16 protein-coding genes and 2 pseudogenes are annotated in these 14,922 nt (G+C 47.2%); 6 read left to right on the plus strand and 12 right to left on the minus strand.

The window, feature by feature from the left end; all coding sequences use genetic code 11:
• The first annotated feature begins 193 nt into the window (after nucleotides 1-193).
• Nucleotides 194-1,153 carry a glycoside hydrolase family 18 protein gene (locus PRUTH_RS15865; protein WP_151173831.1) on the plus strand — a complete coding sequence of 320 codons (960 nt, stop codon included), beginning with the start codon at nucleotides 194-196 and terminating at the stop codon, nucleotides 1,151-1,153.
• A gap of 145 nt (nucleotides 1,154-1,298) precedes the next feature.
• Here the strand turns inward: PRUTH_RS15865 and PRUTH_RS15870 are convergent, their stop codons facing one another.
• The 4 genes from PRUTH_RS15870 to PRUTH_RS15885 all read right to left on the minus strand — a co-directional run bounded on the left by PRUTH_RS15870 (nucleotide 1,299) and on the right by PRUTH_RS15885 (nucleotide 3,985).
• Nucleotides 1,299-1,883, minus strand: coding sequence for a DJ-1/PfpI family protein (locus PRUTH_RS15870; protein WP_151173832.1), 585 nt, complete (start codon nucleotides 1,881-1,883; stop codon nucleotides 1,299-1,301).
• 104 nt (nucleotides 1,884-1,987) lie between these two features.
• Nucleotides 1,988-2,446 carry a nuclear transport factor 2 family protein gene (locus tag PRUTH_RS15875; protein WP_151173833.1) on the minus strand — a complete coding sequence of 153 codons (459 nt, stop codon included), beginning with the start codon at nucleotides 2,444-2,446 and terminating at the stop codon, nucleotides 1,988-1,990.
• 111 nt (nucleotides 2,447-2,557) lie between these two features.
• On the minus strand, nucleotides 2,558-3,067 hold the full coding sequence (locus PRUTH_RS15880; RefSeq protein ID WP_151173834.1) for a hypothetical protein: 510 nt from the start codon (nucleotides 3,065-3,067) through the stop codon (nucleotides 2,558-2,560).
• A 354-nt stretch (nucleotides 3,068-3,421) separates the two neighbouring features.
• Complete coding sequence (locus PRUTH_RS15885) at nucleotides 3,422-3,985, minus strand: dihydrofolate reductase family protein (protein WP_151173835.1); 564 nt, start codon at nucleotides 3,983-3,985, stop codon at nucleotides 3,422-3,424.
• 219 nt (nucleotides 3,986-4,204) lie between these two features.
• Between PRUTH_RS15885 and PRUTH_RS15890 the strand changes: the two genes are divergently transcribed.
• On the plus strand, nucleotides 4,205-4,567 hold the full coding sequence (locus PRUTH_RS15890; RefSeq protein ID WP_179954360.1) for a hypothetical protein: 363 nt from the start codon (nucleotides 4,205-4,207) through the stop codon (nucleotides 4,565-4,567).
• Complete coding sequence (locus PRUTH_RS15895) at nucleotides 4,567-4,944, plus strand: hypothetical protein (protein WP_138510465.1); 378 nt, start codon at nucleotides 4,567-4,569, stop codon at nucleotides 4,942-4,944. Before PRUTH_RS15890 ends, PRUTH_RS15895 begins: the two co-directional genes overlap by 1 nt.
• Before the next feature lie 137 nt (nucleotides 4,945-5,081).
• Here PRUTH_RS15895 and PRUTH_RS15900 read toward each other — a convergent pair whose 3' ends face one another.
• Nucleotides 5,082-5,567 (minus strand): tetratricopeptide repeat protein, encoded by a 486-nt coding sequence (locus PRUTH_RS15900; RefSeq protein WP_138510463.1) that lies wholly within the window; start codon nucleotides 5,565-5,567, stop codon nucleotides 5,082-5,084.
• Between the two features lie 365 nt (nucleotides 5,568-5,932).
• Here PRUTH_RS15900 and PRUTH_RS15905 point away from each other — a divergent pair, with 365 nt between their 5' ends.
• Together PRUTH_RS15905 and PRUTH_RS15910 are read left to right on the plus strand one after the other, a co-directional pair.
• The gene (locus PRUTH_RS15905) at nucleotides 5,933-6,538 is read left to right on the plus strand and encodes a DUF2306 domain-containing protein (RefSeq protein ID WP_052698264.1); all 606 of its coding nucleotides are present in this window, start codon (nucleotides 5,933-5,935) and stop codon (nucleotides 6,536-6,538) included.
• 213 nt (nucleotides 6,539-6,751) lie between these two features.
• Nucleotides 6,752-7,006: a hypothetical protein gene (locus PRUTH_RS15910; RefSeq protein ID WP_052698265.1), complete on the plus strand. Its 255-nt coding sequence runs from the start codon at nucleotides 6,752-6,754 to the stop codon at nucleotides 7,004-7,006.
• Nucleotides 7,007-7,150: 144 nt separating this feature from the next.
• Here the strand turns inward: PRUTH_RS15910 and PRUTH_RS15915 are convergent, their stop codons facing one another.
• Nucleotides 7,151-8,023, minus strand: a complete 873-nt coding sequence (locus PRUTH_RS15915) for a LysR family transcriptional regulator (RefSeq protein ID WP_022945468.1) — start codon at nucleotides 8,021-8,023, stop codon at nucleotides 7,151-7,153.
• Between the two features lie 200 nt (nucleotides 8,024-8,223).
• Complete coding sequence (locus PRUTH_RS15920) at nucleotides 8,224-9,723, minus strand: dipeptidase (RefSeq protein ID WP_151173836.1); 1,500 nt, start codon at nucleotides 9,721-9,723, stop codon at nucleotides 8,224-8,226.
• Nucleotides 9,724-9,912: 189 nt separating this feature from the next.
• Between PRUTH_RS15920 and PRUTH_RS15925 the strand changes: the two genes are divergently transcribed.
• Nucleotides 9,913-10,614, plus strand: coding sequence for a FadR/GntR family transcriptional regulator (locus PRUTH_RS15925; protein ID WP_130146181.1), 702 nt, complete (start codon nucleotides 9,913-9,915; stop codon nucleotides 10,612-10,614).
• A 3-nt stretch (nucleotides 10,615-10,617) separates the two neighbouring features.
• Here the strand turns inward: PRUTH_RS15925 and PRUTH_RS15930 are convergent.
• The 5 genes and pseudogenes from PRUTH_RS15930 to PRUTH_RS15950 all read right to left on the minus strand — a co-directional run.
• Nucleotides 10,618-10,926: pseudogene (locus PRUTH_RS15930) on the minus strand (hypothetical protein); the annotation flags it as partial.
• Nucleotides 10,927-10,942: 16 nt separating this feature from the next.
• Nucleotides 10,943-12,051 (minus strand): IS3 family transposase gene (locus tag PRUTH_RS15935; protein WP_151172498.1). Its coding sequence is split into 2 segments (ribosomal slippage): nucleotides 10,943-11,802 and nucleotides 11,802-12,051, totalling 1,110 coding nucleotides; the frame shifts between segments, so codons are not numbered across the junction.
• A 59-nt stretch (nucleotides 12,052-12,110) separates the two neighbouring features.
• Nucleotides 12,111-13,034, minus strand: a pseudogene (locus PRUTH_RS15940) (MFS transporter); the annotation flags it as partial.
• 203 nt (nucleotides 13,035-13,237) lie between these two features.
• Nucleotides 13,238-14,095 carry a D-amino acid aminotransferase gene (locus PRUTH_RS15945; protein ID WP_151173838.1) on the minus strand — a complete coding sequence of 286 codons (858 nt, stop codon included), beginning with the start codon at nucleotides 14,093-14,095 and terminating at the stop codon, nucleotides 13,238-13,240.
• Nucleotides 14,092-14,910, minus strand: coding sequence for a glutamate cyclase domain-containing protein (locus tag PRUTH_RS15950; protein ID WP_257221099.1), 819 nt, complete (start codon nucleotides 14,908-14,910; stop codon nucleotides 14,092-14,094). The genes PRUTH_RS15945 and PRUTH_RS15950 overlap by 4 nt, the downstream gene beginning before the upstream one ends.
• Between the last annotated feature and the right edge of the window lie 12 nt (nucleotides 14,911-14,922).

The raw sequence follows: 14,922 nt of genomic DNA on the forward strand, positions 1-14,922 counted from the left end.
CCACTGTTGAGTGGCCTTTTTTATGGCCGCAGGAATTGCACTGCGAGACATTGACTTTGTTACAGCTGCTAACACCTCACAGCGCCGCTCGCGCCGCAAAGCTAGCCTCATAGTAATGACACAGTAGCATCATGGCGACAGCGAGAGCGCACGCCATGGTGGCTACCTCACCCTAACCAAAGGAGTGTTTATTATGAGTACGATTAATCTTGCCGCCTATTGCAGTGGTGATTTTGGCCCCGGGATCACCAACGAATGCATTGGCGACGCGCAGCAAAGTGGTTTTACCACGCTTATTCTCTGGGCCATGCATATTGGCCGCGCGGGTGATTTAAATAACAGTAACTGCCAAGCTGTACCCGGCCAATCATGGGGAGAGCTGGTTTTCAATGATGGCAATATCCGCATTACCGATGGCGACACCTTTAACCCCAATAATGACGCCGACATAGCTGCTTGGCCTAGTAAATTGGCGCAGCTAAAACAACATGGCTCCAAGGTAGAAAAAATCTTTATTTCTATCGGTGGCTGGGGAGTATGCGATTTTCAAGCTATTGAGTATATGTTGGAAAATGGCATGCGCGAGCAAATTAAAGCCAACTTTAAAACATTGCGAGAGGCCTTTACGGTCGATGGCGAGTGCCTAATTGATGGCGTCGATTTCGATAATGAAGAGGTGGTGAAAGCAAGTACCATTACTGAGTTTGCCGAAATCCTGTTTGATCTGGGTTATCAGGTTACCTTTTGCCCTTACCAACAACCCTCGTTGTGGCAAGGGTATATGCAAACCTTGTGGGATAAGGGCTACCGCGTTAGTTGGTGGAATCTACAATGTTATTCCGGTGGCCTTGGTAATCTTGAGCGCTTACAACCTTGGCTAGATGCGCTTTCGGCCGTTGTCGGTGAAGGGCAGGGCGGCGCTTACCTGGTCGTAGGCTTGGCGGTAAAAGGGGCCAGCGACTCCAACCCAGAGCTGTGCCCTAGCGCGTTCTGCCAATCCTTCGCGGCAGTGAGTGAGCAGGGTCTTACCGGTGGCTTTATATGGAAGTATGACGCCGTACTCAGCAATAAAAGCGCCTGTGATGGTGCCATTCCCACGGCGGCCAGTTATAGCAAAGCCATTACGCAAGGCCTGAATAATGACTGCCCGTAGCTATGCGTAGTGACCCAGAAGATTAAAGTTTATATTGGCACACTGGCTGGCCTGAAGGTCAGCTGGGTGCTAGAAGTGGACGATGGCAACGCCGCTAAGCACGCGTGGCTACGCTATGTGGTAGACGGCGCCGTGACTAGCTTGGCTATGAGTTCTTTGTCCATGAAAAATCCATCTGCCTTGCAGTTTTTTCGGCCAAGTCATTGCTGTGCAACCTACTTACCAAATGTAGACTCATGTCAATTCCTGCCGAGATACCACCTGAAGTAATGATATTTCCTTCATCGACCCATCGCACATTTTCGATAACGTTCAGCTGGGGAAACTTGCTCCTTAGATTAGCCATATCTTCCCAGTGAGTCGTGACTTTATGCTCTTTCAGCACTTTTGCTTTAGCTAGCAAAAACGCACCAGTGCAAACAGAGGCTGTTATGGATGCGTTTGTCGATTGTTGGGAGATCCATTCCATCACCTGGGATTTGCCTATTTCATTGGAGTGAACACCACCTGCAACGATTAGAACATCCATCATAGGATGGTCATTAAACCCATAGTTTGGCATTACCCTGTAACCAGCCCGGGCGCTAATCGCATTACCGCTTTCGCTGACCAAGAAAGCGTCAAAAGGGTTGTCATTCTTGCAAACTCGCGAAGCCGTTGAAAATACCTCAAATGGTCCTGAAAAATCTAAAACCTCGGCCTGATCATAGATGTAAATTCCTACGTTCACCTGAATTATGTCCCTCTTGTCATAACGCTGTGTTTAGAGGCTGAAGCGTAGCGTAAGCCGTCCCAGTCGCGTATTTCGCGGCGATTACAACCGCTTGTTATGTTTTAGCGCATCTCGGTAAATGCTACAGAATCCGGAACCTTTTCCTCGTTAACATGCGTAGAATGCATCTGCTGCAGACGCCAGCTTCCGTTGTCCTTGACTACCACCACACTTTCTAGCCACACAACATTCTGCGTGGATTTTTTTGACGAAAATACGGCTTTATTCCAGTAATTTATAAGCGCGATATCTTCTCTCACATCAGAAGAGATTAGACTAAAGAAATTTTCTCTCTTGTATTCACTTGGAGCGACAACAGCGACAAGTTCATCAATACCCCAAACTTCTCCGTTTTCAAGGAGTTTGAATTTATCTGTTACCGCCGCCCTCATACCTGAGTGGTCAATTTCCGACATTGCGGAAAATAGCGCCATAACTGGCTCAAAAGCCGGATCCACCTGCGCTGAAACCGACCCAGAGAATAACGATAGAGCCAACACAAGTTTTCTTATTATTTTCATGGTTTCCTCCAAAAGACATAACGCCCGATTAACGGGTAAAAAATTGTGGGCTAAAATTGAGCGAAGCGAATAGCCTGCAAGTTTTTTATCCCTGTTGAATTGCTTGTTATATCACAAAACAGGTAGTACTTTACTAACTGCTAAAAGAGCATAAGAAAGAAACAACGTGTAATCTCTAACATTACTACAAATACAAATTTTTTTACTTAAACCTTCCAAGGTATCCTTCCATTTTGGTAATAACTGTTCAAGGGCCTCAGCTTTAATTGCAGAATCTTCAGGTTTTAAAATTTCACCGCTTTCCTCATTAATAGAATGTTCACCCTCTATGGCATTCTTTTTATACGCAGCCAAATATTCAGAATAATCTAGGTACTTACCATTCTTTTCAAGAAATGTATTATATCGCTCAATTTTCTTAAGCCCTGAAATTACTGAAAGAGCTAAAAGAAGTAGTGTAAATAAAACGAATGTACTTTCATTTAAACCAATAACCGCATTGGCTTTAAATCCTTTTGCAAAATATGCAAACGTAGCTGCTCCGATTCCAACAATGAAGTAGTCATATTTACTTACTCCATTCATGCTTTGCTTTGCTAACTCTAATGAACGTTCTGACATATATACTCTCGTGATATAACAATTTAATATCGAGCGATTGGGTCGTTTTTCTGCCGCAACCAACCTCGTTTTGTCCTATGACCATTGATAGCAAATTAAGGAAGTACTTACCAGCGTTGAAGTTTCGCTATATTGATCTACAAGCAGACACGACAAAACGACCCAATGGGTCGTTTTCCTGACTGTGGGAGAAACTCAAAGTGCCTAGATGCATACACGGTGATTTCGGTGGCGGGATGGCTGTCTGAATCTGGCTCGTTCAAGGTTTTGGTATTTTTTAATTCCTTACGCGTGATACCTGTGGCCGGGTGAGAGTATCCGGTCCCGTGTAAAATAACCCACTACGCCTGCTTGTTATGGGTATTTTACATCGTACTTTACTTGAACGAAGTCATTAGCAAAGGCTATTGCCTTAGAGTTAACGAGCTTTATGGGGTTGTCGAGTTTACCAAAAAGTGGGATTCCACTTCCTAATAGTACAGGTGCTCTAGTGATGGTCATTTCATTGATGAGTTTAAGATTAAGAAACGAAGTAATCGTAGAGCCACCATCAATGTAGGCATGCTTGAATCCTTTGTTTGCTAATCCTTTAACTAAATCAGTAATATCACCAGAGAACATCTCTACCTTACCCATCAAATTTTCGGGTGGCTCTTTTACTGTGTTACTTAAAACAACGATGTGCGTATCACCATAAGGCCATTGTTCGGGGGTTAAATTCATGCTTGCAATTGTTTCCATACATTTGCGTCCCATGACCATGCAATCAACAGCAGCCATGAAAGCGCTAAACCCCATGTCTGGGTTATTTCCCATATCAGCATCAGAGTTACCGGCACTATGGAGCCAATCCACTGCTCCTTCGTTAGTTGCAATGTAACCGTCTGCGCTTGTTGCTATATATACAGAGCATTTCATTTTCTATTTTGTTCTTATCGCTGATACTGCTTGCAGCCTACACTAAAAGAATTGTAAGTACTTGGCTAAAAATAGCGACGAAAGAGAACAAGCCAACACTATGAGCGCTTGCGCCTCAGGTGCCCCCGTGCGGTGGTGGCTCGCTCACTGAGCTGATGTCGAGGTAAACGTTAAGCTGTGGCATAATGCCCCACCTTATTTTATCCAAGGGCGCTGTGGTTGTTTTTTGTTGTTAAGTACCTTGCTTTTCTATCGGGCTGTTTAAGCTGCTTTATTTTACATAGCTATTGGGCTGTGCCGCTCGTTCCCGCTGCCGCTGCAACTGGGTTAATAGGCTCCGTTATTCCCTTTCCAAAACGCTTTGCAGGCCACCCCAATGCCGCTGTGTATGCCGGGAGCTTTGCGGGTATGTGTTCAGCTGAGCTCATTTCGGGTTACTGGCAACTAGCCGTTATCGCCTTTATTGGCACAACGTTGTACGCGTTGACGATGAATCTTTTTACTGGCTTCGGCGGTAAACTTGGAAGCGTGGCCTTTGTCAGTGTGGCGCTATTTATGTTAGTGCAAGGAGGGGTAGGTTAATGGTGCTCACTATTGTTATTGCGGTGACTGCTGCGTTTGCCACCTATTTCCTTTCCAAGCTGCGTTACTTCAACGCGCTACGTGCCTCTAGTTTGTTGTCTCTTATTGCGTATGCGCTGTTTTTATTGATGAGCACTCATGCAGAGCTGTATTCAGTGGTTTTCTTTGGCGGTACCTTCGTGGGTATGAGTACCCCGGCGCGCTTTGGCTACTACACCTTAACCAGTGCGGCCGTGTTGTTTGCATTGCTATTTCATTACTTGGTGCCGCATTTACACGGTTATGGCGGCGCCCTCGGGGTCAGCGCGTTTCTCAGTGTGTGCTTATGTCAGCTGGCTATTGTGCTCGGCGGCCCGCGCAGCCGTAAAAGTGGGTAGGCTACACGCTATGGTTTGCGTGAAGTTGTCCGCGAATATTATTAATATTTAGAGCGGGGCTGATAATATAAAAAAGCGCCCAGATGGACGCTTTTGGGGGTTCCTTTGAGCAGGAACAACACACTATGAGAAGGGTCTTACGGTGCTACATGGCCTTGCAATTGCTTGAGACTAGATTGCGCCGTTTTTAGATTTGCACGGGTAATGGTATTGCGCTTTGTTTTATATGCGGCGCTGAAATCGTCCAGCGCGGCCTGGTATTCGTTTTTCAAAGAGTGGGCGATGCCACGGTTGCCATAGGCGTAAGCAGTAAGCTCGCGACGCTTGTTGGCATTTACATCTATCTCACTGATCAGTTCAATCGCGAGGCTACACATTGAAAGCGCTTCGTCTGCCTTGCCTACTTGGATGTGCGCAGCACACTGGTTCACCGACTTCTCGAATGCAGCTTGCTGGTCTAACTCAGTGACATTGCTTAAGTTAATTACCTGGTCGTATTGCCCTGCAAGTACTGCTTTTGATGTGTCGTTGTCATCGATGACGGCTAATTTGTAGTCAGCGGCGTAACTACTCGTTAAAAATGTGGCTGTCGTAATGGCTAGAGCTAATTTGAGCGTTTTCACGGTGCTATCCTCGGGTTGTGTGTTTGCTTCGGTATTAACTGTAGGTTTAAAGCTTTTACTCTACAAACGATATAAATCGCACCGTTAAATGAAAAAAATTTATCTATAGATGAATCCGCGAGTTCATTGTGCAGCCGGAGTTCTATGCGAAGCTGATAATATAAATACAATCAATTAATTAGCCCCTGATTAGGTTATCGCCGTTGTCTAGATGGTTGCGTCTGGACTTTATTGCCTGCTAAAAATGTTGAAAATAGCAATTATCAGCATGGTGGTTTTTACCTAAATTAAGGACTATGCTTTGACCCTAGCTTGACGCGGTATCTGTTAAGCGCTGACTTTTTGCAATTGAGGCAGATACAACCGTGAAAACTTTAAGCTGGTGGGCGTTGTTACTTTGTTCATTAGGTGTAGCTGGTTATGCGTTATACGCTTACAGCTTTTTGCCTCTCGGCTCGTTGGTGCACCCCGATATGCAAGTGGTGTTTAACCAACATCAACTGGCTATTTATGTGCATGTGTTTGGCTCGCTAACGGCTTTAGCGCTGGGTCCGTGGCAATTTTTGTCTACTCTGCGTTCGCGTTACCCGCAGCTGCACCGTTGGTTTGGCCGTGTTTATCTACTAGTCGGTGTACTGCTAGGTGGGCTCGCTGGCTTGGCATTGGCACAAACTGCGTTTGGTGGTTTAGTGTCTATCGTTGGGTTTACTGGTTCAGCTTTGGTGTGGTTAATCACTGGGTTCATGGCCTTTTTCTGTGTTATGAAAAAGGATTTTGATGCTCATCGACGTTGGATGATACGCAACTTCTCTGTCACTTTCTCTGCTGTCACCTTGCGCATTTATCTGGGGGCGTTTATGGCGTCAGGCATACCTTTTACTGATTTTTATCCGCTACTTGCCTGGTTAAGCTGGGTCCCTAATCTTCTCATAGCGGATTGGCTATTCAATCGCCATCCTGCGCCCAGATAAAATCAAAAATTCTCAACCCTAATTGACCTATCCAAGGCATCAATCTCATCTTGTGTACAGTACAGACACACTTACAAAGTTTGTAACAACTCTGTCGTTGGAAGCATCACTCAGGTTTGGTAAAAGTAATAATATCAGGACAAAGCGAAAGGTTGTTGCTTTTGATGTAAGAGCCGCTTTGAGATAACAACAATAATAAGGAAGATGTAAACGATGAGTTATGCGCTATCAATGCCAGGATTTCAATCAAAATACAAAGCAGAGGATGCCTCGCAAGCCGGATTTTTATCTGGGCTGTGGCATGGTTTATTAATGCCTGTGTTTTTCATTGTCAGTTTATTTAAAGATGGTGTCAGCATCTACGAAACGAATAACAATGGCAATATGTATCACTTCGGCTACCTGTTGGGCGTGTGGGCCTTTGCTGGAAATACCATCAATATCACCATAGGCCATGCTGTTGTTTAATCTTATCAAGATAAATTGAAGTTTTAGGCGAGCTTGCTGACACAATATGCACCCGTTTTTTTAAGCGATGGCTTAACAGTGTTAGCAGCTCACTTATTGATATAACACGCTACTTTGGTTGTCGATACCAGAGGACTTATCGCGTTACTGTTTATAGGTATTGATCACCCACTGGGTAAAATCAGCCAGGGGCGAGTCAGGTTCAGCCACTTCATGCTCAACTAAATAGTATTTATCCTTGGTCCATAAGGGCTTGTTGACCAATGGCCATAGTAATCCTTCATTAAACCAAGTGCGGCTAATCGGCATGGGGATTAACGCCACCCCCATTCCTTGCTGCGCTGCGCGGGCAACCCCAAACATACTATCAAGTTGAATGATCTGCTTGGGCGCGAAATCTCCTGCATAATGGTATTCAGCCCACTGATGCCAAGACCAAGGTCGCGACTGATGGACGATTAGTGGCAGCTCACTTAATGCCTGCTCGCTATTATGTTGCCACTGCTCGTAGGTAGTGCGGTTACAAGCGGGAATATATTCCAACGCAAATAATTCAGTGGCAATGCCACTGACCGGAGTGTCATGCGAGAGAACAATTGATAAATCGGTGCTGCGCACTTTTTGTGTGCGGGTGCGCAAAGTGTCGACCTCTAAATTGACATCGGGATGCTGTGAAGTCCATTCACTGAGCACTGGCATCAATAGCTCGCTGGCGAAAAATTCTGGCAAGGCAATGCTAATGGTGACGTTATTATCTTTGTGACTAAAGGTGCGAATGGTCTGCTCAAGATCAGTGATAATAGGCTCTATGGCATCGAAGAAGTTTTTACCTTCGTTAGTCAGTATTATTGCTCGGGTACGGCGCTGAAAAAGTGCGAAGCCAAGCTGCTGCTCGAGTTGTTTAATTTGGTGACTGACAGCCGAAGGGGTGAGGTAGAGTTGCTCAGCCGCTTGTTTGAAGCTCAAGCAGCGAGCTGCGAAACAGAATGCGCGAAGTCCTCTAATGGGTGTCTGCATAAGTATTTTTTTGAGTAAAATAGAGAAGAAGCAATTTATAAACCAACTATACACTTGTGTTTAAACTAGGGTATAGCGCACGCAGCCTTTGCTATTGCTTAATTAAAATGTGCTTGCTGCACTAACTCGGTGCAGCGCGAATCGTTATTGTGCACCTGGCATTCAAGCAGCCGTCATCCATAACGGCTGTCATTGAAGCACTACATATTACCTAAGGTCACCATCATGGCGGTGTACATTTTGAGGTTGAGACGTAGCTGCTCAGGGGTCATAAACTCATGCTCGGAATGACCGGTATAGGCTTTGCCAGGCATGGAAGGGCCGAAGGACACGGCGTTATCAAACAGTTTGGCATTGGTGCCGCCGCCAATGGAGACAAACTCCGCCTGCTCATCGCCAGTGTAGTGCTTAAAAATATTTAGCAGGGCGTCGGCGTGCGGGGCATCATCTAATAGCATAGGGGTGCCAATTTCTATATCAACCGCTGCCAGCTCAACTTGATGGCGACGCTGCCAGTTGTTCAAAGCGCTGTTAATTTCTGTACGCAGTTGCGACTCAGGCTTGCCCTCTGGCCGACGTAAGTTCACCGAGAGGGTGAGCGTGTCGTTTTGGCGCTCAATTAAGGTCGGTGCTACCGTCATTGGGCCCATGAAGTCATGGCTATAGGCAATGTCACCAAACTGCTTACCATAAAGATCTAAACCAATAAGTTCATTAATAAATAGTAAGGCTTGGCCATCGGCATTGGTTGCCAGCTCCAGATCATTAAACACCGCGCCTAAGTGGGCAATGGCATTGACTCCAGACTCGGGCTCCGACGAATGCGCTGAAGTGCCTTTGACGCGCACTAACACTTCATTATCGGCCAGCTCTTCAATTTGAACCTCAACGTCACTGAGCTCTGCCGCATTGGCACGCAGCGTAGCTATCGCTTCGGCACTGGCATTGTGCACGCGCACGCTAGCATCTTCAGGAATTTGGCTTACAAACGCGCCTCCTGTTAACTCACTGACATACATCTGTGAGCCCTGATAAGTACCGCTAAAAGTGGGGGCCACTAGGCTCCAGCCTTTTTCGGCTACCACCACAGGGTAACTGGCATCGATGGTCACCGCATATTTAGGTTGCTGATAGCTTTGCATAAAGGTGCGTAGCGGTTGCCAGTCGGACTCCTCGGCCAAATAAATCATCAGTTCAATGCGATTATCTAATTGTATGCCCTGGTCTTTAATGGCTTTCATGGCATACAACGCGGTGGCGATTGCGCCTTTATCGTCCTCGGTACCCCGGGCGATTAGTTTGCCCGGCTCGGTTGTGCTATCGAGCACAAACGGGCTTTTGGCCCACTTTGTTGCATCGGCTGGTTGCACATCGCCATGGGTCACTATAGTCACCTTGTCCTGCTGCTCACCCATGCCAATAAGCACGGTGTAGCCTAAATCTTGGTAATCCAAGCCGAGCTGTGCAGCCTTCATTTTCAAAAGGTGTTTGAAGCCAATAAACTCAGGGTTATCAGGTGTTTTATATGCACTTGTATTAACCGTAGCGAACGACACCATATTCGCGAGAGTGTGAATTTGTGCGTCTTGGTATTCATCGACAGCGTACTGTGCCAGTGCGTCGTGGTAAGTGGGGGTGGCGTGACTTAAACTCGCGTGGCTTAGCAGTGCCAATGCGGCAGCGAAAAGTGATGACTTCAAAGCAGATCCCGTTAAGATAAGGTTTTGAAGTATATAGTAACCTTTAGTGAAAATATGAACCAGTAATATACTGAGTTGAAGTTAAAAAACAAAAGGCGCAAAAGCAAGTACACTTAAACACTTAACACCTGTATCGTGGGTATATCTCACACACTCTTATTTAACTAGTTATAAGTAACATTTCAATTTATGGCACCACTAAGAAAGACCAGTTTGTCCATGCAATTAGCCGATGAACTGGGAAAAGCAATAATATCTGGACACTACAATAGCGCCCACGCTTTGCCTACTGAAGCTAAACTATGTGAGCAATACAATATTAGTCGTACAGCCGTACGTGAAGCAGTAAAAATGCTGGCGGCAAAAGGAATAATCTCTTCTCGTCCACGCCAAGGAATACGCATAGAAGACGCTGATAACTGGAATCTTTACGACCCGCAGGTTCTTACTTGGATGCTAGACAGCAACCCTTCGTTATCGATACTCAAGGAGTTCTTGGAAATGAGGCTCGCTATTGAGCCACAAGCCGCAGCTTTAGCGGCTCAGCGTGCTGATAGTGAGTCTATCGCTAAAATAGAACACGCTTGGAAAAACATGGCAGCCTCTGTGGATTGCGACAGTAACTTTCATCGCTACGATATAGATTTTCACCTAGAGTTACTTAACGCAAGTGGCAACCGCTTTCTTCGTCAGCTCAGAGACTTTACCAGTACCGCACTTAATGTCAGTGTTCGTTACACTACACCGATTAAGGGCGACACGCATATGGTTGTTGAGGCGCACAAAAACCTCTTCCTTGCCGTTGCAAATGGCGAAGTCGACAAGGCAAGGGCTTTATCGGTGAGTATGATTGAAGAGGCGATTGCATTAATTGAACAAGTTAACAGGTAACGTTTACAGGCGTCGAGTCGCATATTGTTGGTAATCTGCAGGTGCCGCAGCTTTACGTCGCAGTAACACTACGCTCAGCGCCCACATCACCAAGCCACCGGCAAACAAACTTGCACTGACATAGCCTGTTTCGTTCATCTGTAGACCATAAGTAAGGGCCATGCCCCCAGCCCACGGACCGATTGCATTGGCAGTATTAAAGGCACATTGCACCAGCGCCCCAATCATGGCATGGCCTTGTGGCGAGACCTGCATAAGCAGCGACTGGATCACCGTGCCTAAACCAACACTAAAGCCAATAAAGAAGATCACCCTGTCCACTTCCCCGTTAATGACACAGTTCTAAATTAGAATCTTCCAGTTTTGCTCGGTAAGCAGCCGGTGGCAGGTTTCCGAGACTTTCATGGGTTCTTTCTTCGTTATAATCCAATCGCCAGAACCAAGCCATATCTCGCACTTGGCTGAGATTCTCAAACAAGTAGGCATCAAGAAACTCTCTGCGGAATGAACCGTTAAAGCGTTCAACAAAGCCATTTTGCTGCGGCTTGCCAGGCTGGATATACATCAGCTCAATGTGATTGGCCTCGCACCAATCAGTCAGGGTGGCCGATATTAACTCTGGGCCATTATCTACGCGCAGCTGATTCGGTAATCCGCGCTCAGCCTTAAGCTGCTCTAACACGCGTACGACACGGCTAGCGGGCAACGAGGTATCCACTTCAATTGCAAGGCACTCTCGCGTTCCTTCGTCCACCACATTTAACGTTCTGAATCGTTTACCGCAATACAATGTGTCATGCATAAAATCGAGCGCCCATTGGTGATTGGCTTGCTCCTGCACTTCTAAGGGCTGAACAATTCGCTTGGGTAGCACACGTTTCGTTCTTCGTTTTAGGTTCAGCCCCATCTGGCAATACACGCGATAAACGCGCTTATGGTTGAAGGGAAAGCCTTTGAAGCGCATTCGGCCAAAACACTTCCAGAAGCCTGCTCGTGGCGACTTCTCAAGCTCGGCATTGATAGCATCAATGACAGCAGCATCTGCTTTACGCCAGTCTCGTTCAGGGCGATAAAAGGTCGAACGGCCAATGCCAACAAACAGACAAGCCCTTACGATACTTAGCCCCGCACCAACCATTACGCTGACGCATTCTCGTTTATCCGCTGTCACCAACCCTTTTTTGCGAAAAGCTCCTTAATCGCATGATTTTCCAAACTAACATCTGCAAACATCTTTTTAAGCTTGGCATTTTCCTCTTCAAGCTCCTTCAACCGTTTGACGTCAGAGGCTTCCATCCCACCGTATTTGGACTTCCAGTTGTAATAGGTTGCACTACTGATACCGTGCTGACGGCACACTTCCTCAACCTTCCTACCCGCATCGACTTCTTTTAATACTGCGATGATCTGAGATTCTGTATAGCGTGATTTTTTCATAGTCGTCTCCTGCATTAATCATTACAGAAAACTCTAATTATGTCTGTCTCAGTTTATGGGAAGTGGACAACCCCACACAGCAGATAAATATTTGTGGCTACATTAACATACAGCAACGCAAACAAGGTCGCGCCAAGAAGCGCTGCACCTGTGGTGATAAGCGCAGAGTGGTCGGCGGCTTTACCCAGTACATAATTGCCTAATGTACAGCCTATACCGAACATCACCATAGCGATGGAAATGGTGACGGCAGCGCTTTGCGTAACCTGTAAAATGGTGTCGGCGATATAGGTATAAATACAAAAGACGCCACCAAAACCTATGATAATAATTCCAAGAATAGACCAAACAAGTGGATTCTTAAGCACCTCTAACTGATCGCCTAAATGAGTGTGCTCTTTGTTGGCTTGGTTTGGCACCAGCCATAACACCAGCACAAAAGCGATTAAGGCGAGTAGGGCCACCAGAGCTAAACAATAGCGCCATGAGAGTGATTGGCCTATTAAGGTAACGAGCGGCACACCGACAATAGTGGCGATGGTCAGCCCCATAAATACCTTAGCCATAAAGCTTGCGCGGCGATGAGCGGGGGCCAGCTGAGCCGCCAGCAACAGCGCAGTACCAAAATATGCGCCATGGGGGAGGCCGCTTAATAAACGAAATAGCACGAGCTGCTCCAGCGTTTGGGCCATTGCGCTGAGGCCATTGGCAACAAACATAATGGCAACGAATATGGCCAGCGCGTTTCGCTTATTCATGTTTGCGCACACGAGCATAAACACCGGTGCGCCAATCACGACGCCGATGGCATAGGCGCTAATGGCATAGCCACTTTGCCCGGGGGTTACCGCAAAGGTCTCACTGATCAAAGGTAACATGGGCATCATCGAAAATTCGGTCAGACCTAAAATAAAGGTCCCCAAGGCCAACACGAGTAAAATAACGCCAATAGGTTGGCGGCCCTGACTATCAAGGTGGTGCATAAGAACCCTTTTGTAGTAATTGGTTGTGATTATCGGCGCCAATGGAGACAGAAAAACAGGAGAGAGAGATTGAGTCTGAGACTGTACGACGCCTATTTGTATGATAATTTAAAGTGGCACCCTCAAGCAAGGGCTGAGCTTAGGTTTGTACCCTGAATTCGAATGCAGCGCCAGCCTCACACCGGCGCTATAAGAGGTCGTTGTTAGTAGTCGAACTTATGTTGGCTAAACAGGCTTTGCACTTGTTGCCATACCGGGCCGGGTTGGCCGCTGCCAATGACTTGATCGGCGACTTTAACCACCGGACCGACTTCTTTGGTTGCCGAGGTGATCCATACTTCATCGGCGTTAAGTAATTCCGCTTTGCTGATCACGCGTTGTTGCACGGCAAAGTCGCTGTGCTCGGCTAAAATGGTGAGGATCAGCCAGCGGGTGATCCCAGGAAGAATCTGGTGATCTAACGGCGGGGTGCTGATCACGCCATCTTTGACGATAAACACATTGCTGGAGCTTGCTTCGGTAATGTGCTCATCACTATTGAATAAGATGGTTTCTTTGTTACCTGCCGCCGCGCCGCTTTGATAATGCATCACATTGCCAAGCAGGGCGGTGGACTTAATGTTACAGCGTTGCCAACGTTTATCTTGCTCGAGGGAAACATGGTAGCTGGTGGCTAACTCCGGATCGCAAACCGGCTCGCCGGGCAGCTCAAAACAAAAGGCGAAAACCGTGGGCGTGATACCTTGCGGGTAAGCGTGGTTGCGTTTGCTATCGGCCCCACGGCTAACATGCAGATAGATACCTTGGTTTGGGCCCGGGTTCTTGGCAATCAAGGTGTCACAGATTTGCCGCCATTGCTGCGCCGTGTAGTCAAGCTCAATATCAATGGCCGCTAACCCCGATTGCATGCGTTGGATATGGGCATCAAACCCGAGCATCTTACCGTGGTAGGCGGGCACCACCTCATAAATGCCGTCACCAAATAAAAAACCGCGATCCATCGGTGAGATTTTAGCCTGCTCTGGTGGCATGTAATCGCCATTTAAATACACAAGGCTCATGGGGTTTCCTCATTCTCTTGGGGCAAAAAGCCCGTTAACTGTCGTAATTGGTTGATGATACCTTGGCCGTGGCTGGCATCGAGACTGTCTTCGGTCAGCTCATTGCGTAAAGTGACGCCATCGACACTGCCAAGCTCGCTGCAGTAGCGCAATAACGCCGGGCTATCAATATCACCTAACAGGTCTTGTTGCTGCCACAACCCCAGAAAAGCAATTAAGCCATATGCGCCCCAGTTCGACACGTCGGCCACAACCAACTCATCACAACTGGTGACGCTGGGGGTAATTGCGAGTTGTTCAAGGGCTTCGCTTACCTTACCCATGCCAATTTCATTGCCGCCATCGCCAATGGCCAAGGTTGGACACGGGGCCAACGTCATATAGGGGTCAAAGCTGGCGCAGCCGGAGCTAATATCTTCACCGCGCATATTGGTGTAGCGTCCTTGCGCGTTGAGCCCAGGACGCTCGATGGCGAGCACACAGCTGACCCGGTGATGGTGGTAGTAGGCCTGGGCTTGTTGATGAGCGCCTACGACATCATTTAAAGGCAGCGGCATACAGTTATAATCCTCGGCTATTTTCCGGTATAGCGGATCTGCGCAGATTAATTTAACTTCTTTGCCGAGTGTGTTTAGCGCCTGATATAGCGCCATTGCGCCGACCGGGCCATCGGTTTCAAAAGTCCCCGCTACGGGGAAGCCTGTAGCAATTAAAATTTGCTCTTGGGCCGCAAATAAGTGCTTCGCGGCGCGATAGACATAGCCGGGTTGCAGCGCCTTTTGTACCTGCGCCATGCCACGTAAATTCTGCGCCACCAGGCAGTCTTC

Source organism: Pseudoalteromonas ruthenica, from assembly GCF_008808095.1.
In the GTDB taxonomy this organism is placed as follows: Bacteria; Pseudomonadota; Gammaproteobacteria; order Enterobacterales; family Alteromonadaceae; genus Pseudoalteromonas; species Pseudoalteromonas ruthenica.

What these genes read in the sequence shown, in the direction of transcription:
- PRUTH_RS15865 (WP_151173831.1), top strand. Translation starts at nt 194, where the DNA reads ATGAGTACGATTAATCTTGCCGCCTATTGCAGTGGTGATTTTGGCCCC.
- PRUTH_RS15875 (WP_151173833.1), bottom strand. Translation starts at nt 2,446, where the DNA reads ATGAAAATAATAAGAAAACTTGTGTTGGCTCTATCGTTATTCTCTGGG.
- PRUTH_RS15880 (WP_151173834.1), bottom strand. Translation starts at nt 3,067, where the DNA reads ATGTCAGAACGTTCATTAGAGTTAGCAAAGCAAAGCATGAATGGAGTA.
- PRUTH_RS15885 (WP_151173835.1), bottom strand. Translation starts at nt 3,985, where the DNA reads ATGAAATGCTCTGTATATATAGCAACAAGCGCAGACGGTTACATTGCA.
- PRUTH_RS15895 (WP_138510465.1), top strand. Translation starts at nt 4,567, where the DNA reads ATGGTGCTCACTATTGTTATTGCGGTGACTGCTGCGTTTGCCACCTAT.
- PRUTH_RS15910 (WP_052698265.1), top strand. Translation starts at nt 6,752, where the DNA reads ATGAGTTATGCGCTATCAATGCCAGGATTTCAATCAAAATACAAAGCA.
- PRUTH_RS15915 (WP_022945468.1), bottom strand. Translation starts at nt 8,023, where the DNA reads ATGCAGACACCCATTAGAGGACTTCGCGCATTCTGTTTCGCAGCTCGC.
- PRUTH_RS15925 (WP_130146181.1), top strand. Translation starts at nt 9,913, where the DNA reads ATGGCACCACTAAGAAAGACCAGTTTGTCCATGCAATTAGCCGATGAA.
- PRUTH_RS15945 (WP_151173838.1), bottom strand. Translation starts at nt 14,095, where the DNA reads ATGAGCCTTGTGTATTTAAATGGCGATTACATGCCACCAGAGCAGGCT.